Below are 19520 nucleotides of genomic sequence, written 5' to 3'. Positions count from 1 at the left end.
AACCCTGTAAAAATTGATGGTATAAAAGATCCCGGTGTAGCATTAGAAGGCTTCTCTAAGACGTCTTACAACATTATCGCTTTTTATGAAAAAGATGCCGTGCAAGCTCGAGTTGCTTATAACTGGCGTGACGATTTTTTGCTGCAAAGATCAGGTACTCGAAGCGGAGGTTTACCTGAGCATGTTGAAGCATATGGTCAACTTGACGCTAGCTTCTCTTACGATATTTCTGACAGTATTACCTTGTCCTTAGAAGCAATAAATTTAACCAATGAAAGATTGTATGAATATGTTGATGTTAAAGAGCGTTTAAGTCGAGTGCAATATACTGGAACTCGCTATACACTAGGTGTGCGCGCTACCTTCTAGGCTTTGGCTTTATCCGGCAAGCCGGTGTCAAAGCATAGCGCTACGGCACCGGCATTTTCTTAGCATGTTCAAAAGCTTTTAATTTACGAGAAATATCACGTTGAGCTTTAATATTCATAATCTTTACCTCAAAACAGTTATTTAAAATATAACTGTCAACTGAGGTTCAGACTTTTATACTTATGTTAAAGCTGACGAACAAATGCAGCTTAGCCATTAGATGAACAACAAAGTCTATTCACCTAACTAGCTTTATTACAATTTACCTAAAACACACATTGAATTATTGAAAAGTCATACGACTTTAATTAAATCCCCAACTTCACATTCTAGGTAAACACAAAGCGTTTCTAAAGTTTCAAAATCAATTCGTGTCGTTGTCTCATGATACAGGCGAGTAACTGTACTGCGATTAATTCCCGTATCTCGTACCACATCAGCTATTTTAATTTTTTTCGCGCCCATTAGCACCGAAAGGTTACATTTTACCACTTTTAAGCACCATTATGATTCTTTAAAGACACAAAAATACTTGACAAGTATCTTGTGAGTGTCATATTGTTTCTCTAGAGCATCATTTTAGCTCTTTCTAGCTTTAGGAGATTATGTATGACTCAGACTTATCTGACAACCTCTGAATTAGCCAAGCTGATCAAATATGACGTACGTACCATACGAGAACGTTTAAAAGACTCTGTGTTAATAGAGGGCAAGCACTACATCCGCCCATTTGGTGGGCGAAAGATCTTGTATGTATGGGAAGCCATTCAAACAGACATGAAGCAATTTTCTTGTCACTCAATGGCTATCCCTATGAGCAGCGGAGGTATTACTCATGGCTAGTTTTAATGTGCGAAAAGAAACAGGGAAACTCTATTTCGATTTTCGTTATCGAAATATTCGCTGTCGAGAGCAAACGGAGCTTACTGATACTCCTTCAAACCGAAAGCTTATGGAAAAAACACTGGAAAGGATTCAAGCAGAAATTTTGCTTGGATGTTTCGACTATGAAAAGACATTTCCAAATAGCAAGTTGCTAGCAAAATTTAAAAAAGTCGAACAAGCAATCGAATCAAATGCTGAAACTTGTCCATTATTTGAGATCTTTGCAAAACAATGGTTTGACGAAATGAAAGTTGCTTGGAGTAAAAGCTACGTTGGCACGGTCAGTAATATTGTCTTTAACCGTCTTATACCTGAATTTGGTAATAAACCAGTAAATGAAATTAAAAAAGCAAATTTACTGCAATTTCGAGGCAACCTTGCAGGGATTGTTCAAAAAGACGGTAAGCCATTATCTCCTTCTCATATTAACCGCCATATAAAAATTGTACGAATGATTTTAAATGAAGCTGGTGAGAGGTATGAGTTCACAACCGCCTTTCAAGGTATTAAACCTCTCAAGGTGCAGAAAACAGATATCAAGCCTTTTACTCCCGAGGAGATCAACCTGATTCTGGAAAACGTACGAGAAGACTTTCGGGACTATTTTACCGTGCGCTTTTTTACTGGAATGCGAACTGGTGAGGTAGATGGCTTGAAATGGAAGTACGTTGATTTTGAAAATCACGTCATTCAAGTGCGTGAATCCATTGTCATGAGAGAAGCTGCCTACACGAAAACCCATTTTAGCCAGCGTGATATTCAAATGAGTGAGCCCGTTTTTCAAGCCCTCCAAAGTATGAAACACCGCACCTATCAAAATACCTATGTATTTGTAAACCAAGTAGGTAAGCCACTTGACCACAACAAGGTCACTAAGCGCGTATGGTATCCACTGCTTAAGCATTTAGGGTTAGAAAAACGGAACCCTTATCAAATGCGTCACACAGCAGCCACCCTTTGGCTTGCATCAGGTGAAGCGGTTGAATGGATAGCAAACCAAATGGGGCATGCCAATACTGAAATGCTATTTCGGGTTTACAGCCGCTATGTACCCAACTTGACGAGACAAGATGGTTCAGAGGCTAACAACCTTTTCAGCAAAATAGTGAGAAAGAAATAGCCCTGTAGTTCAACACCCCAAGTTCAAGACACCAACTTCTGCGTTATTGGAGACTGATATGAAAGCATTAAGAACAGAATCATTACAACCGTTGTTAATCGATGTATTTAATTTTAAACGCTTTGCAGGTAGGTACTACTTAATCAGCGTTGTTTGCAGAGTCGATTCACATGGTCAAGCATGTAAAGTGCTGACTATTGCTGATGCTTCAACAGAGATGAAGGTATTTTGCTGCAATGAGGAGCTAATGCAAATTGACTTGCGTCCTGATTCACTCATTCATGTTGAAGCAGCACTTAAACAAAATATGGGCAGTGCTTACTATTTATGTAAGAACATCCAGCCACTTGGCAAAAATCAAACTCAAGGACTTGATTTAGCTTCTTTACCGCGAGAAAAATGCCCAAAGCCAGAAGTGTTTGATGCGTTTCTTGTTTTTGTTGGTCGTATTCAAAATCCGCTATTAAAATGTTTTTTAACCAATGTGTTGCTGCAAGAAGATATTGGCATCCAGTACCTGCAATGTCCCGCCAGTATTAGCCATCACCATGCCTATCCGGGTGGGTTAATAGAACATTCGGTTGAAATGGTATGGGATATTTCTGGCGTTCAAGAGCTCAGCCCACTTGAAAAAGATATAGCAGTTGTTTCCTCACTATTACACGATATTGGAAAAACCAAAACCTACACTCCTGATGGCACTTTAACAGCTATTGGCCGGCTGGTAGATCACCAGCAATTAACGCTAGAAATTTGTGCCAATGCATTAAAAGATCTAGAGCTTTCATCACCACATATTTCTAACATGCTAAGGCACGCTTGGACTTGCTATTCGCCGAAAGCAAGGTTTGGGTTTCACCCGAAAACACGCGTAGCCAGACATCTGCAAAAAGTGGATGGCTATAGTGCTAGAGCTGCAGACAGAGAGCATTTTCTACCAGTATTTCCCGACATGGACAAACGCATTAGAACACTATCATTTGTTTAAATTCACGTAATTAAAGTAATTAAATTAAACATTGGAGATTAACAATGGCTAGACACCCTGAAGTTTCTGAAAAGTCAATTATCCAAGCGGGCTTGGAAATTGAAAATACTGGAAAGAAAGCAAACCCTGGAAGTATACGCGCCCATCTTGGCTACAGAGGTGGGTTACTAAGAATAAAGTCGATCTGGGAAACTTTTGTACAAAAGCGTGAGAGTAAATTTTTGCAAGAACAGCCATCAGCGATTACGTTGGACGCATTACCAGAAAGCTATTCATCAAATGCTGTTTCGCTTATGAAAAAGGTTACAGACGCATTAGAGCAATTAACTATTGAAGCTTATGTTCATAGCCAGCAGCTTTTCGAAAAACGCTTGAAGACATTAGAAAAAACACACGCTCAAAAACTTGAACAATATGTCGAGAGTGAAAAGAGTGCCGATAAGTCAGTTACCAAACTAGAAAATGAACTAGACGACCTACAGCAGGAAAACCAGCAACTAGCAGAACAAAATGCCAAGCTACTAATAGAAAATGCTGAATATCGTGGACGATTAGCTGTTTTCGACTCCTCGTTTGAAATTACCGCCAATAAGCAAGGTTAAGTTAGGAGTAACAAATTATGAACTTTCTTGAGCACTTCGATTGTAAGTTCGAAGGAATTGTAAATGATGACATATCAAATATGCTGGATGAAGAGTTTCAATATCAAATGGAATTAACGGATGGCACTTACGTGTTTTGGTATGAAGCGCATTTTAAAGGTCATCAAATTGAACCTGCAGTAGACGGTACTAGTCAAGCGATCCTGCAATACTTTTCGCACTGTGGCTGCCCAATTTCTATGCTGAGACTTGGGCGGTCACTATCCAAACGTAACTACCAGCACGGCCCTATAATTTCACATGCATTAGCTGTTAAATACTTGGTCAAAGGCTTTGAATAGCTGAATAATAGCTTATTCGACAAAAATGTTCGTGACGGTATGCTGTTATACATGCAATCAAAAGAGTTTTTAGCGGCTTGCAGCCTTATATCTACCTATGAGCAAGAAATTAAAGGGTTGATTGAAAATAGTGTTGGATTTACCAATGATAAAAATTTGAATTAACAGTGTGATTTTTAAATTCAATTCCCCCCTGCACAATTCAACGCCTTTGTTACATTCCTCGCACAACAAACCGGAACTCAACCTATTTACCCTACTACACACTTTATTCAAGTGAATATTCATCTGTAAGATAAACTATTTGATTATCAAATCATTATCCAGAGCAAATGAAATATATAAGTAAGTACGTTAGTACTATACTGGCTAACCTTGTATTCTTTTTTGAACTCACCTTCTGACGGGTGTGATAGAGTTACCGTTAATCGCCCTTCGGGATACTTGTTTTTTCCAAGCACCGTGCTGGTATCTATTGCGATAGGAATGTTGTGACTTTTTGATTTCCATTGTTTAAGTAACTCGGAAGCATCTCTGTTCTTTACAGGCGACAATTTCAATCGCCAACGGTTTTTCGGGAAGACCTGAACTAAAATGCCAAGGTAGAGATCTAGCTCTTCAGGGGATAAAAAAAGAATACCGGGTTTTGAGGTGTTGGTATTGTTTATAAAATAATTGATACTCCGATTAATCTTACTTTTGTTCTCCTTATACAGAGATCTGAGTTTATCAATAGCTAAGTCTGCTTCTTGCAATTCCTCATTAGATTGAGGAGTTGACGGGGCTAAAGCTTCACCTATTGGTGTTCCGGCTCTGTACCGAGAAAATATCCGAGATTTATTCTTTGACGTCATCAGCTTAGCGATGTCTTTTGCTTTAGTTAGCCATCGGTTGATGAGTTCTTCTTCAAGGTTAAATCTAAGCACCAACTCGTGCATAGTAGCTTTCTGTTCGGCGGCCTGTAGCACAGAAAGACATACTTTGGGGTTTGGTGAATGTCGGGGGCGTAGATAAACAGCATTATCATTTTGGGTATTGTCTGAATCGTCCAATTTAGTTTCGGGAGGACAAGTTTTTTGGCAATATTTTTCAAGCCGCTTATACAGGGTATTTGCAAATAAATTGATGTCTACGGGATTTTCTGTCAGAGCTTTATCACCTATTGTGCGGGTGATTATATTGCTTGAAAGGCCTGAAATTTGTTTGAATAAATTAATAGGTATAGTGTGTTGAGCGCCTTTTAATTTATTAGCTACTATGCAATCGGTAAAGTGCAGGTAATTGCTAAAAGTTGTTTCAGGTGTCAAATGCCCGGCAAAGCCAGCTAACGCCCAGTATATGTCACGCTTAACTTCATGGTTATCAAAACCACCTAGCGTTTTTTTGATTTTCTTAATTTGCTCTTCAGGGTAGCTGATGATCTCTTTTATTAATTCATTATCATCTTCCAATAATATTTGAAGCCTTGAGAGTGCGGTATGACGAAGGTGATGAAAGATAAAAGGGAAATCGGTAATTTGTGATAATAGCGTTTTTGCTAATGTGCTGACGTAGTTACCATCTAATGGAATATGAGCACTTTGCTCTTGAGAAAATAGCAGGGCCTGGCTGCTATTATCAAGCGCTCTTTTATAAGCTAAGTAATTTTCAAAAAGCTTGGCTTCTTCCATTGTCATAAGTACTGACAGCGGAACTTTTCTCAAAGCACTAGAGGATTTGTTATTGCCATACCTGTTGTTGCGAATAAATAACCAGCGCTCAGATGAAGACTCGACGTCTTGGAGTCTGAGCTTTAGCAATTCACCACGCCTGAGCCCACAACGAAATGCGATGATATACAGGCACTGAAGTGATTGCTTTTTTCGATGAGTGACAGGCTTTTTTTCAATGGATTGTATAAAGGCCGTAAATGCTTGCTCAGGTATAAAGCCAGAGCGAATAAATGGGCGACTGTGTGAGCTAGTACCATCTAAAGAGCTTGTTAACACCGGCAGATCATGATTGCGGCTAAGATATAAATGAAATTGATTAAATCTGCCAGCCATATAACGGCGGTTTTTTTCACTGAGTTGGGAATCTAAAATATCGCGGTAAAGGAACTCAAAATCTTGGGAGTCCAAGTCGTCTATATCGATAGTTGCCGTAGCCGCCAGCCATGGTTTACCAATTGCGGAGAAATAGCGTGAAACGGTAGAAACCTTTTTGTTTTCGGCGAGTAAACTGATAAACCACTCGATAAGCGTTGATAGCTGTTTGGGATATTGGTTTGGCTCTAATTTTTGAAGCTGAGCTATGGCGGCTTTAGGTGTATTTTTATTTGAGCCGTTTTGTTTAGGTGATAGACAAGCTCTGATCATTGTAACAACGCGTTCATAATTGCTTGCCAGTGCTATGTGGTTACGGGATTGAGATAGCCCGTTTGCAGCAGGAATTCTAGTTAACTCATCTTGGACATTGTTGATGGCCGAGAAAGAAGGCTGTTCAAAAAGTATATTATGGTTAATGTGTGGTAGTGAGGCTGAGGGAATTTTTCCAATCAGGTATTGGACCATTGCTTGATTTAATCTTACCCCTTCTATCTGCTCCGTGACGCCGACCGCACACTCAGCAAACTGCTGCAAACTTTTTACGATCTTTCTGCAAGACTGATCTATATCCGTAAGCTGCTGCCTGACCAAGTGCCAGGCTGTTGGTACGTCTTCTGTTTTCACTGTGTTTCTGAGGTTTAGAAAGTGATTTATCCAGGCAAGCGTTAAATTGTCAGGATACCAACGACGTAAGGTGACGGACTGATCGTTAATAAACGCATTATGCGCCTGAGCTTTTGAGTCAAATGTTAAGTCGATCCAAATAGTTTCTACCGTTTGAGTGAGCGGTTTATTTTCTTCGAGTAATTGTTTTCTTAGCGCAGCAAGCGCTTCAGCAATGCACAAGCCTCCAAAAAAGGCAGCCGAGATTAAAGTATTAGCGAGTACTTGCTCAGATGTAAGTGGCTTTTCAGTAGCACCTCTTTTTTGTAACGCATCAAACCATTGTGTCACCCATTGATTTAATGATTTGCTGAGTTTAAACCATTTTTCAGTCCTTAATGGTTTTTCTCTTTGAACCCTGTGGATATAAGGGGGGACAGCCAATAACCATTTTTCATCTTTATTGCCATCGTTAATAAATTTGGCGAGGTAATTTCGGGCGATTCTAAGATCATTCATCGATGAGTTATCGACTTCGATTTTTCGTAATAACTTAACTATCTGCCTTTTGTAACGATCCGAACTTATAATGACATGCGATTTAGTTAACTCTGGTAACAAATCGGCAATGAGATAGTGAATATGCTTTTCTATTGCTTGTTGGTGTTTTCTTCTTTTGTGAGCTCGCTCTTTGGCGCCAAATAACGTTTTAATTTCTTGTGCTTTCGTCATTATTGAGAGCTCCAGGGAGCTTGCGCTTTTATCTTGAGTTCATCATCCAGAAGAGTATTAATTACCGTTGCGATGTCTTTCAAGTCAGCCATGCAAATTCCACTGTATCTGCCAAGCGCATCTCCACCACTATTGATATGTCCCATCCACCCATCTACAAGATGGCCATGGATACCGTTTTTACGTAGCCAGGTGCGCATGAAGTGTCGATGCCAATTTAGTTTTAAGGGCAAAATATCACTACTATAAGCGTCAAAATTTGCCGGCGTAACAGCCTTAAAATTCAGGTCGTTTAAAAAGAAAAATAGCGGACCCTCGGCTATGAGTGCATTTTGAATTTGTTTACCTGTTTCGATTTTAATGTTTGTGATGTATGAGACGATATTGGTAAGGTGCGCGTGATAAAAGGATAACTGCTCAATAGCAAGCTGCGGCAAGGCGATAACCCTGGCGGACAGTGAACTCCTGCTCTCTTTATCGGATATATACAAAGTACCAGCATTGAGATCAAAACAGTCTATAGTTTCATAGGGATGTCTAACAGGTCTGTGTCCGGTGGATAGGTTAAGCAGGTTTAGGATATATATGGTGTAAAGATTATGAAACTCCTCAAGGGCGCTCCATTTCATATTTCTAAGTGCTGATAAACGGTCGTGAAGTAGCGCAAACATCTTTACCAACATTTCAGATTTGACTTGTAGCTGACTGCCGACTGTTATCTCAGTTGGTTGATTTATCTCATTTACAAACAATTGATTTGCATTTTCCAACACATCTTTTACGAATCTTTGATGAAGTTGAAGTAACTGTCCCACGTTGACTTGGTAATATGAGCACCCCGGCTCTTGCTGAATGCTCTTCCCTAATAACAAGGCGATTTCCGTTGCATCAACCCCATGGTTGTTCATGAAATAAGAAAGGTAGTTGATGATTCGCGGAAGTGTCAGCCTAGTATGCTTTTCCTTATTAATTGCATCGATAATAAGTTGAACTGAATCTTCAATTTGAATTAAGTCCAAAGGGGTTATTGGCAATCTGGATAAGGCCTGAGTTAGTTGTTGCGGTAGGCTCATTATCACTTTCCCAACAGATCGTTTTAGCAAAATTTCAAGAGGTTCATTAACTTTATGCTCAGGTAAGTTCGGTTTATATAACCAGACGGGATGGTTTTTAAATGGACCACTATCTTTAATAACAAGTGAGCCATTGTTGTATTTAATCTCTTCCAAATTTTTACCAATTAACAAACTTGTCAGAAGATAAGCGCAATTATCGTCAACCTCTACGTAGCTCATGCAGTGCTCTACCAAACAGGTGACTTCATATTGTGTAAGTTGCCTATACTCACAAGTAAGTTGTTTTTCTCGCCTGAAAATGTTGTTTGCGGCAGCTTTAGCCAGCTGGTTCTGCAGTGATAGAGAATGCATTACTTCATCGGGAGCAATTAAGTTGATTGCAAAAAATCGCTTTGCCGATTGCTGGTCGGCTAAGCGCTCCAAGTCATCGATATTGATATCATTCTCGTCATTTTCCGACGGAGATGTAGTAAATTCGGTTAGCGTATCCTCATCATTATCACTCTTGTACGCTGGCTCAATGGGCGCGTAATCAGGTCTTGTTGGGTTTGGTGTCCCTCCAGATTTGCGCTTTACATTTCTGGGATAATAACGTGGCGCCTTATTTTGATAGTTTTTTAACAGGGCAATAATCGAAGTTAAATGATGACTTCCATAGCGACCTTTGTTTTTAAGGATGATAAGTTTTTTAATTAGATTACTGTTATCAATAGCGAAATCCGGCAACTCGGGCAATAAGCTTGCACAAAACCTATCGGTGAAAAGAAGACGAATAGCATTATTAACCGGTAATTTTACAATAAGGTGTAAATGTGGCCACTTGTGCTGGGCTTAGTCTATTTTGCTGAACATCGAGTTCTTGCGGCGAAGCAACATAGCTAGTTTCTCTTATTTCAAGCTCAAAGAACTCAGAGGTTAAGCCCGCAATAGCCTTGCAGCGAGCAGCGCCAGATAGGTTACTGAGATGGTTTATTGCTGACGTGTTTGCTAATGATTTCTTTGAGACTGAGCTACAAGAGCTTGCCAGTGCAGCAGTGAGCAACATTGAACCAATTAATTTGCTTACATTCATTTGTTTGTTCTCTGGTTATTGATAACGAAAGAAATAGAGCCCGATTAACTCTAGCTCTATTTTTACTGCATTAATCTATCTTAGAATTGATAAGTGACATCAATATCAAACACTCTACGCGCGCCGTAAAATTCTTGATTGTCATCACCTAACTGACCAGAAATATATTTTTTATCTACAATATTTTATCAAATGCCATGTAAGTGTCCGCCCATTCAAACCTCAACATCACTAGAAATCAGTTTCTTTGTTTGTATTCTCTTGTTAGCAAAAGGTAATAGACTTTAAACAACTGAAGAAGACTAAATAAGCTCATTTAAGTGGTTCAAACTTTTTCAAGTAGGCTTGACTAACAAAAACTTAAGTTTGTAACGAAAATTGTGTGAAGCATTTACTAGGTGATGTTAAAAAAATGTTTGATTGACGTGAATGGCAAAAAGTGACGAAATAACATGCTTATTACGCCAGCTCTTATTTTTTGCCAAATGGTAAATTAATTTTTAACTGTATCTACTTCTATATAACAAGTTGTTATCGGGCGAGAACTTTTGGAAATTCAATCTCGACTTTTGCCCATATGTAACTTGAGCAAGTGCCCAGGATTTTCGACGTAGTTGTAATACGATTAAAAAGGAGTTTTTCTGCTTACATCATGCTGGAAGCATAAGTGGGGAGGCTTAACAATCGTGTTAAAAATGAAAAGGTGGCTTAAAAAATTGCATCAATTTTTTTGATATTCAAACCAACTTTGGCTAGTTGGCCTGCGGTGCCGTCACCGGCATCAACTAAATGAGTTTTCCCATTAACCAATCAGGCGTTTGAGGGTTGAGAATGAGTTACATTAGGGATGGAGCCAGCCATCTAAGCATAGAGCGTTGGTTAATTCATACGATGGAAACCAATCGTAGAGTGGAGGTTATCACCAATGACTTTTCAACCATGATTTACACCTTATTAAACACCAATAGAATCGGTATTTTGCCCAAGCATTTTGCAGAAATGCATGTGCAAAGCCAGGCGGTAAAAATAATCAAACTCCCCTTCGAAACACCTAAGTTAAAAGAAAGCATGATGTGGCACCCAACCTTAGAAAATGACCCCATGCACCGTTGGTTAAGGCAAAGAATTTTAGATAGTGCAGCTAAGTTCCAATAGTCCTTATGCTTGCTTGAATAACGCTACACATGCAGGACGTGCCATATTTTTAGCTACTGGTGTCGCCTAAGTTAGTTGAAATCAACTCAACCTTAATTACCCTTTTACATAATAAGCCTAAAGCGGCTTTGACCGTTGGTTATAATATTGACAAAATTGAATGGTTTAATATATATAATAGATTTTATAAATACTACTTACATACAAACTGACTTTGTTTGTTTAACTGTTGCTCGTAAAAACAAAGTAGACCAGTACATAAGGGGAAACAATGCGCTTTGAACAACTTGATTTAAATTTGTTGGTCGCTTTAGACATCTTAATGGAAGAGCAAAATATTACACGCGCTTCTGAAAAGTTAAACCTTTCGCAATCCGCCACCAGCAGTATTTTATCGCGCCTGCGCGCTTATTTTGACGACGATATTTTAGTTCAGGTAGGCCGTAAAATGCAGCCGACTCCTTATGCGCTTGAATTGCAACAACCGATCCGTGACGTGTTATCTACTATTCGCTCGACCATAGTTGGCAAACGCATGGAAGACCCAAGCCAAAGCATCCGGCATTTTCGCATTATCGCCTCAGATTACATCATCCAAACCCTGATGCTCGATGTGCTGAGTGAAATCTCCAGTATTGCCCCAAACATGACCTTTGAGTTTTTAACGCCTTTTAGTCACGGTGCTGAATTATTGGCTAAGGGCAATGCGGATTTATTGGTGGTACCAGAGCAGGTGGTGACAGACGGGTTTTCTTCCGCATTTTTGGCTAGTGATGAATTTGTCTGTGCCTGTGCTAAGGACAACACATTGTTTGACGACAGTATCTCTGCTGAACAATTAACCACCACCGGTTTTGTGACAGTGGGCTTTGATCGTCACAGTAAATTTAATATGGGAAATTGGTTAAACGAAGAAGTACGGGATAACCGCAAAGTGGAAGTGATTGTGAATGATTTTAATACACTCAGTCGCGCCCTTGTTGGTACCCAGCGTGTGGGTTTGATACCGCGAAAACTAGCCATGCAACATGCTCAGCATATGCCCATTAAGCTACTCAAGCTGCCATTCTCCTTTCCTAAATTACGTGAGCATTTAGTCTGGCACCCCACCTTAGAGCGTGACCCAATCCACCGCTGGCTACGAGAAAAAATGTTGGCAAAAAATAACTTATCCAGCCTTGAGATTAACGCGGAGCACGATAAGTAAAGTTGTTAAATTGGGCGATGCCTTAACATGGGCGATTAGAAAATCAATCAGCCCATGTTAAAGTTCCCTTTTATAACAATTGAATGCGAATAGTTCTAAAATCATGATCTGGCAACAAAGAAAGCCGCTCATCGCCGTTCAAAACACGCCACGCAATCCACTTACCGTTCTGATAAACGCCTTCTTCAACCTTGGCATATTCAACTGGGCTGCTACTATCGGATTTGTGCTTAAAAACAAAATTGACATTCTGTCCCAGTATTAAGAACTCCTTTTTACTTAATTGAATGAACAAGGCCATTGGTCTTACATCCGATTGTTGTACCATAATATCACCCCGACTTTGTGGGATAGACGGTGGAGGGGATTGATTAAACGTAACACCTATATCTAATAAGAATTTATGCCTAGCTTCAACTTGATTTTCAGCTTGAATTGCATAGTCACCCATCTCAATATTTTCAATGGCATCCTGTTCATTAAGCACAACAGAAGTAATTCGTCCTTCTCGTTGCGCAGCGACAACAACGTCCAGCATTCCTTTGAGTAAACCGTATACTTTGGATATTTGATTACCTTCTATTCCATTCTCAATGCCAAATGGGGAAAAACCAAAACCTTTATATTTACCAAGGGTAGTAAATAAGTTACCAACAATAAATTTAGCTTCTGGCACAAATAAAGGATTACCTGGATGAGCATATTGACCAGCCCACCCATCAAAATCATCGTGGTAAATATCTGGAGAAAGCCAATCAATAGAATCTGCCGTTGCTTTGTAAATATCAAACACATTGGGCACAGGGCCACCTGAGGGGTAGACACCAGCTTGATCATTTGGATTTTGCGGCCCCAGCCAAGCATTGGCATACATGGGTAGGCGTTTATGTTTTTTACCTGCAGCTGCAATATGATTGATATAGTCACTCACGCGCCAAGCCATAAAGACACTTTCTGCATAAGCTGAAGTCCCAAATACCTGCTGCCATGTGCCGTCAGTTTTTTGTCCTGACTTAGCCCAAAGCGCTTTGAATTCGCTGTTCAACAAGTTGGCATTTGCTGTTAAATAATTCATGAGTTTTTTAGGGACGGCGGAAGTCCACATTGCATTTGCAAGCGCTGAACGATCTCGGCTATCTCCCAGAATCCCAGCCTCGTTTTGGACTTGAAGTGCAATAACGGTATGAGATTTATCATAATCTGCCAAAAATGCTGTCAATGCCGAAAATGCAAGGCTATCTGCCTTTTGTAACTCAGGATTAAAAATACTTAGGGGTAACAGTTTACTGTCGTGGCTAGCTTTCTTGCTACTGAACTGTGCTCTGGGGAATCTTTGCTTATCGGCCAATACCCATGTTGGCGCATAAGTCGATTTTGCATTTTTCATTGCACCAAACCACAGGAAGACTAACTTTAGATCCCGCTTTTTAGCTTCATCAATATGATTTTTAATCAGACTAAAATCAAACTTACCTTCTTCAGGTTCAACCAGCTCCCAATAAGCGGGCAATACTACCGTATTAAGGTTAAGTTGAAATGATCCCATATAGGCGCCATGTAGGCAGCACTGGACGCAGAGGAGTTGTGTAACTCCCCTCCAAGCATAATGTAGGGTTTATCATTAACTACAAAATAAGCCTCAGAATTCTCAATCTTGACAGAGGGTAAGGGTTCTGCGAACGTTGAAGCAGAAATCAACCCCGCCCCTATTAAAAACACAAAACTCAAAATCCTAAACATAAATACTCCTCAACACATTAAAAGATTAAAACGTTAGCTTATTCCTAGCTGGGCTTAGCTTAGAGCGCGATAGGTAAAGTTGTTAAATTTAGCTAAGCCTTTACCACTAGCGAATAATGCGGGTTTTAGCCCCTGCAAATCGTCAACCGTATTGGCGTTATACCCAGACACCTCACTACGTACGGCGTGACGTAGCCACTCTTTACCATCTTGACTGTAATAGAAGGTGAGAATTTGTCGGTCATTAACAATCTTAAGGTGCAGTTTTTTTACCAAGGGTGCGGGCTCTCGCCAATAGGCAGCTTTACCACCACGATAAGTGGTCATGCCATTTAGACTATGTCCCATTCCGATAAACAGTTTAGAGTTGAAAAATAACAACAGCCCTGCCTCTACTTCTGCATCGAGTTCAACTTCAACAGATACTTCATAAGCTAAATCGCCCACGGTTTGCACCAAAGGTGCAGAATCTACAGGTGAGCTTCCAACCGCTTGCATGATCAGTTGATTGTTGGCAAAACGTAAACGCTTTATGGCCTCTGGCGGTTCACCAAATAGCGTCCAGCGCATCCCTAATGATGACGTAGAAAAGTCGTCAGAATGGGCAATACCGTGTACTTGATTTGGCAGGTTTACTGGTGCAGGTAAGGCTTGGGATAAGTCGCCGCCTAAGGCAACAGGCCAATCATTTTCATCCCAGCTTATGGGTTCTAACAGAGTTTGTCTGCCTAATGAACGAAAACCATTTTCGTAGCCGTGATAGACCATGTACCACTTTTCATTGGGCCCTTCAAAAATCGTCGCATGACCTCGTGACCACCAATATTCTGATTCATCTTGGGTTCTGACAATGGGATTGTGCGGGCAATTAGTCCATTCACCATCCACAGTGCGGCTACGCGCAACAATCACCATGTGTCCAGTTGCAGGCCCGGCTGTGCCCCCCACTGCACTGACTAAGTAATACCAGTCTTTGCGTTTAAATAATTTCGGCCCCTCGAGCGCATAGGCTTCGGTGATCCACTCATCAGGATATTGCCAGCCCGCATAGGCTTTTTCCATTGGTCCAATGGTAGACAGGCCATCACTGCTCAACTTGATGCGATTGATGCCCGATAACAATAAATAGCGCTGTCCACTTTCGTCTACAATGTGCCCAGGGTCGATCAAGCCCAATATGTTCATATCAATGGGCTCACTCCATGGCCCAGCAATATTATCAGCGTAGATCACGTAGATATTCGCAAAGCTTTTAAATCCTTTTGACCAAGGGGCTTGCATAAAGGGAATATAGATAAAATAGCGTCCATTATGTTTCACTAGATCTAGCGCAAACACGGTGCCAAGAGGTTTAGCCAAGGCAGAACACACTGGTTGCCAATTGACCAAATCCTTTGAATGCCAGATTAAAATCCCCGGTGTCGCGTCAAAAGACGAGTGAGTCATATAATAATCGTCACCGTCTTTGAGTATGGTGGGATCAGGAAAATCACCGGCCAAAATGGGGTTGAGGTACTGCCCTTTTTTAACAAAAGCTTTACGCTGATTTTCGAAACCCGTTGACCACTGTGGTAAGTTCATCTGGCAGGATGCCTCGCCTTTACTTGGTGCCGCGTTGGCTGCAGCAAAAGGCAGCAGCGCTATGGCTGCGCCAGAGTGAGTCATAAAATTTCTACGGTTCTTGTCCATCATGCATACCTATCAGTAACAGATTAAAGCTCTGTGTTAACAAAATATTAATATAACCAACTTTAAACTATTGTCAGAATGAATATATTTAATAGTAACCATTGATTTTGTAGATAGTAATGACTAGCAACGTGTTTTCTGTAACGGTATCGCTGCTCCGTTTATATATGTGACCTTACTCTTGAAATATAACCTCAACTCAAACCAATAATAAAACGTTAGAAAAGTGTAAACCCAGAGTCCAAGTGATCAGATAGCTGAAATTATACTTTTAAGTTTATTGATACCTCTCGGCCTTTGTATCTATTTTGTTAATGGCTGCTATCAAAACATTCAATTTTAACAATTCATTAATACTAATTAATCTTGTTGTTAACCAGAACTTGCGTTGTTGAGCAAGTCAAGTAAATGCATGAAAGCATATTAAGACGTTTTACAGGACACATGAGAGAGCATTATATGAAAAAAGTATCTAGTTTCCGCCCTAACAAATTGTCGGCAATAGTCAGTGCCGCACTGCTGTTGTCTCCCTTAGCAGCGATAGCACAAAGTGCTGATGCTGAGACTGCCTCGGATAAAAAGTCTGAAGGACTTGAAATTATAGAGGTTACTGCGCAGCGCCGGGTGCAGAACATGCAAGAAGTACCCGTCAGCTTAACGGCAATTAATCCTAATGATCTTGAACGTCGTAACGTGTCAGATGTGTATCAAATGACCTTGAATGCGCCTAGTTTACAATTTGGTCAAGACAACACCATGTCAATCCGTGGCGCAGGTACTTTAGCTTTTTCAAATGCGCTTGATTCGAGTGTTGCTGTTGCAGTAGACGACATTAACTTGGGCCGTCGTTTCCTATTTGGGCCGGTGTTTAATGATATTTATCAAATCGAAGTATTAAACGGCCCACAAGGTTTGTTGTACGGTAAAAATGCTTCTGCTGGTTTAGTTAATATTCGCACCATACGTCCACAACTGGGTATCGACGAAGGTAAAATTGATGTTGAATACCAACTGCGCAATACCACCCCTGACAACAGCGCGAGTGTAATCACCCGCGGTACATACAATATGGCGCTCACTGATACTTCTGCGTTACGAGTCAATGCACATTATGCCTCGGAAGATCCTATTACTAAACGTGTTACACCAGTAGCTGATAGCGCGCGTTTTGATGAAAAGCGTGATGATTATGGCGTAAAACTAAAGTATCTAAACGAAATCAGCGAAGACCTATCACTTTACATTATCGGTGATATCAACAAGGAAACCGGTGCAGCAGGTAACTTCGATCAGACTTATCGTTCTGTCGCAGTCGATGGTGGTAAAACCAACGCAGTGCCGGCAGATGGTGTTACACCAGGTAAAGATAATTTGGAATATGGATCTGACTTAAACGCTGAGCAATATCGAGACGTAGAACTTAAAGGCCTTCAGGCCACAGTCAACTACGCGATCAATGACCAACTAGAACTGACCAATATCATTGGCTGGAGAACTTTTGAGTTAGCGCAAAATTATGATGCAGATTTCACTTCGCTTAATGACTTAAGCCGAAACGAAACACACATGAACTATGATCAATTCAGTAATGAATTACGCTTGTCCATTACTGAAGAGGCTTATCAGGGGCAGATTGGTCTTTATTATTTCAATTCTGAGTACAATGATGATGTGGTGTTAGCTGGACACGGCGGATTACCCGCTTTTGTGATACCTAATTTCCCATTTTGTGTGGGAGCAGAAGTAGCGCCTGGTGGCCCACCTAATTGTTCAATTAGTAATGATGATTTTGTCGGTAGTGATCGTCAGGCAAATATGAAAACCGAAAGCATGGCGGTTTTTGGCCAGTTTGATTTTAATCTGACCGACGCGTTGACCCTGACTACGGGTTTGCGATACACCAAAGATGACATAGAAATTGATATCGCTAACTTCCAACGTTTGAGCTTTTTCACTTCGATTGGCGCGCCTGCATTGAGATCAGAACAGGGCTCCTCTAATAATGTCAGTGGTAAAGTTGCCTTACAATACAGTTTCTCGCCCAATAATATGGCCTACGCGTCTTATTCAAAAGGCTATAAAGGTCCGGGCTTCTCTGACACACCATCACCCATTCAAAATGATATATATATCAGGCCAGAAACGGTGAACAGTTATGAAATTGGTGTTAAATCCATGTGGTTGGATAACCGCTTAATCGTTAATGCCACGGCATTCTCATCTGAATTTAAGGATTATCAAGTCCAAGCATTTGACGCTGCTCTTGGCCAATCGATTACACAGAATGCAGCCCAATTAACCAGTGAGGGGCTCGAACTTACCATTACTGCAATGCCGATAGAAGACTTAACCATTAGTTTTAACGCCAGTTATCTAGATGCTACTTTTGACGATTATCCGGGGGCATCATGTTATCCAGGGCAAGCAGATTGTGGTGATAACGGTACGTTCAACGCGTCTGGTTTGGACTCACCTACCGCTGCCAAAATAACCAATACTACTTCTGTAACTTATAATTTTGATGTGAGTAATGACGCATACGGTTATGCAACGTTGAGTTATTACCATCGGGATCCAATGAATCTTATTATCGGCTCTCCAGAAGAAACGCAAATATCCAATATTGACCAATTTGGTGTTAACGTCGGCCTCATTTTTGATAGTGGTTGGAGTGTGACGCTATTTTGTAAAAACTGTACAGATAATAAAGTACCCAGCTTTATTAGTTTAGAAGGCAGTGACAGTGCGGTATATGGCGTGAGATCAGGTGTGCAAACCTGGGGCTTCAACTCAGTCAGAAATATCGGTGTTCGCGTAGAATATGAATTTTAACTAGCTAAGCCAGGTAATTAAAGGTCACTTATCTAAGTGACCTTTATGCTTTTCAGAGTCTAGCTAATTGCTACCTTTCCATCTTATATATGACATTTTTAGGAACAAAAATGAAATTAAAGCATATATTTTGCCTCGGTTTGGCCGCCTTATTTTTCTCTAGCGCACTCCAAGCCTCAGTGCATATTAAAATGGAGCCCACAGCGGCTCCTGCAGAACCAAATGCGATTAATTTAGGTACTAGTACCTTAAAAAATAGGCCGGTTGAGAGTTGGTTTTCCGACCGTGGCCAGCGGGTTGCTCGCAATATCTCTACGGCAACGATCACCCCATACATTCCCAAAGGCGCTAAAGGTCAAAAATTTCCAGTCATTATTATTTTACCGGGTGGCGCTTTTTCGCAGCTTTCACTTGATAACGAAGGCTGGCCCGTAGGCCAATATTTTGCAGACCGAGGTATTGCCGCGTTTGTTTTAAAATACCGACTAAACGAATCGCCAGAGGATTTGCAAGAATACAATAAAATTGTGGTTAACATTGTTCAAGCCATGATCAATGGCGAGCCTCGCGAGGATATACCTACACCGCGGTTTTCGGTTGAAGATACTAAAGCAGCATTTGCTTTAATCAGGAAAAACACACAGCAATGGCCTGTGAACACCGACAAAATCGGCTTAATTGGTTTTTCTGCCGGGGCAATGGTGTCGTTAAACGCTGTAATGGAATTAGAACAAAAAGACATGCCCGCATTTTTGGCGTTGATCTATGGACCTATGGTAGCCGTTGATGTGCCTGCTGGCGCTCCGCCACTTTTTGCAGCACTTGCAATTGATGACCCAATTTTTGGTGGTGATGGTTTTGGCCTTATAGAAAGCTGGAGGTCGAACAGAATACCGACAGAATTGCATTTTTTTCAAAATGGTGGCCACGGTTTTGGAATGGGCCTTAAAGGCACCGCTACTGAAAATTGGCTTGAGCAATTTATGCGCTGGTTAAAAATAAATAAATTTACTGAATAAAAG

At 40.7% G+C, this 19520-nt stretch carries 15 protein-coding genes and 1 pseudogene; 10 read left to right on the top strand and 6 right to left on the bottom strand.

What is annotated here, in order from left to right; all coding sequences use genetic code 11:
* Window positions 1-369, top strand: a pseudogene (locus tag ABWV72_RS19685) (TonB-dependent receptor); the annotation flags it as partial.
* Between the two features lie 294 nt (window positions 370-663).
* On the opposite strand, the gene ABWV72_RS19680 reads toward ABWV72_RS19685, so the two are convergent.
* Window positions 664-861, bottom strand: coding sequence for a helix-turn-helix domain-containing protein (locus ABWV72_RS19680; RefSeq protein ID WP_353372613.1), 198 nt, complete (start codon window positions 859-861; stop codon window positions 664-666).
* Between the two features lie 117 nt (window positions 862-978).
* Between ABWV72_RS19680 and ABWV72_RS19675 the strand changes: the two genes are divergently transcribed.
* The 5 genes from ABWV72_RS19675 to ABWV72_RS19655 are packed head-to-tail and all read left to right on the top strand — an operon-like array spanning window position 979 to window position 4305.
* Window positions 979-1212: a hypothetical protein gene (locus ABWV72_RS19675; RefSeq protein WP_353372611.1), complete on the top strand. Its 234-nt coding sequence runs from the start codon at window positions 979-981 to the stop codon at window positions 1210-1212.
* Window positions 1205-2374, top strand: a complete 1170-nt coding sequence (locus ABWV72_RS19670; RefSeq protein ID WP_353372609.1) for an Arm DNA-binding domain-containing protein — start codon at window positions 1205-1207, stop codon at window positions 2372-2374. Before ABWV72_RS19675 ends, ABWV72_RS19670 begins: the two co-directional genes overlap by 8 nt.
* Window positions 2375-2432: 58 nt before the next feature.
* Window positions 2433-3362 (top strand): TraI domain-containing protein, encoded by a 930-nt coding sequence (locus ABWV72_RS19665; RefSeq protein ID WP_353372607.1) that lies wholly within the window; start codon window positions 2433-2435, stop codon window positions 3360-3362.
* Between the two features lie 44 nt (window positions 3363-3406).
* Window positions 3407-3964 (top strand): hypothetical protein, encoded by a 558-nt coding sequence (locus ABWV72_RS19660; RefSeq protein WP_353372605.1) that lies wholly within the window; start codon window positions 3407-3409, stop codon window positions 3962-3964.
* 17 nt (window positions 3965-3981) lie between these two features.
* Window positions 3982-4305 carry a hypothetical protein gene (locus ABWV72_RS19655; RefSeq protein WP_353372603.1) on the top strand — a complete coding sequence of 108 codons (324 nt, stop codon included), beginning with the start codon at window positions 3982-3984 and terminating at the stop codon, window positions 4303-4305.
* A gap of 311 nt (window positions 4306-4616) precedes the next feature.
* Here the strand turns inward: ABWV72_RS19655 and ABWV72_RS19650 are convergent, their stop codons facing one another.
* Genes ABWV72_RS19650 through ABWV72_RS19640 form a run of 3 tightly spaced genes read right to left on the bottom strand, consistent with a single transcriptional unit; the run spans window position 4617 to window position 9875 of the window.
* The gene (locus ABWV72_RS19650) at window positions 4617-7727 is read right to left on the bottom strand and encodes a tyrosine-type recombinase/integrase (protein WP_353372601.1); all 3111 of its coding nucleotides are present in this window, start codon (window positions 7725-7727) and stop codon (window positions 4617-4619) included.
* Window positions 7727-9538 (bottom strand): hypothetical protein, encoded by a 1812-nt coding sequence (locus tag ABWV72_RS19645; protein WP_353372599.1) that lies wholly within the window; start codon window positions 9536-9538, stop codon window positions 7727-7729. Before ABWV72_RS19645 ends, ABWV72_RS19650 begins: the two co-directional genes overlap by 1 nt.
* Window positions 9539-9584: 46 nt before the next feature.
* Complete coding sequence (locus ABWV72_RS19640; RefSeq protein WP_353372597.1) at window positions 9585-9875, bottom strand: hypothetical protein; 291 nt, start codon at window positions 9873-9875, stop codon at window positions 9585-9587.
* Between the two features lie 831 nt (window positions 9876-10706).
* Here ABWV72_RS19640 and ABWV72_RS19635 point away from each other — a divergent pair.
* The gene (locus tag ABWV72_RS19635) at window positions 10707-11030 is read left to right on the top strand and encodes a type 2 periplasmic-binding domain-containing protein (protein WP_353372595.1); all 324 of its coding nucleotides are present in this window, start codon (window positions 10707-10709) and stop codon (window positions 11028-11030) included.
* A gap of 271 nt (window positions 11031-11301) precedes the next feature.
* On the top strand, window positions 11302-12237 hold the full coding sequence (locus ABWV72_RS19630; RefSeq protein ID WP_353372593.1) for a LysR substrate-binding domain-containing protein: 936 nt from the start codon (window positions 11302-11304) through the stop codon (window positions 12235-12237).
* A 70-nt stretch (window positions 12238-12307) separates the two neighbouring features.
* Here the strand turns inward: ABWV72_RS19630 and ABWV72_RS19625 are convergent, their stop codons facing one another.
* Together ABWV72_RS19625 and ABWV72_RS19620 are read right to left on the bottom strand one after the other, a co-directional pair.
* A complete protein-coding gene (locus tag ABWV72_RS19625) occupies window positions 12308-13783 on the bottom strand; it encodes a GH35 family beta-galactosidase (RefSeq protein WP_353372591.1) in 1476 nt (491 codons plus the stop codon).
* A gap of 248 nt (window positions 13784-14031) precedes the next feature.
* Entirely contained in the window at window positions 14032-15669 is a 1638-nt protein-coding gene (locus ABWV72_RS19620) for a family 43 glycosylhydrolase (RefSeq protein ID WP_353372589.1), read from the bottom strand.
* Between the two features lie 456 nt (window positions 15670-16125).
* Here ABWV72_RS19620 and ABWV72_RS19615 point away from each other — a divergent pair, with 456 nt between their 5' ends.
* Window positions 16126-18498 (top strand): TonB-dependent receptor, encoded by a 2373-nt coding sequence (locus tag ABWV72_RS19615; RefSeq protein WP_353372587.1) that lies wholly within the window; start codon window positions 16126-16128, stop codon window positions 18496-18498.
* A gap of 110 nt (window positions 18499-18608) precedes the next feature.
* Window positions 18609-19517: an alpha/beta hydrolase gene (locus tag ABWV72_RS19610; protein WP_353372585.1), complete on the top strand. Its 909-nt coding sequence runs from the start codon at window positions 18609-18611 to the stop codon at window positions 19515-19517.
* Window positions 19518-19520 lie beyond the last annotated feature (3 nt).

This window comes from Aliiglaciecola sp. NS0011-25, from assembly GCF_040370605.1.
GTDB classification, from domain to species: domain Bacteria; phylum Pseudomonadota; class Gammaproteobacteria; order Enterobacterales; family Alteromonadaceae; genus Aliiglaciecola; species Aliiglaciecola lipolytica_A.
This window is presented reverse-complemented; position numbering and strand designations above follow the sequence as displayed.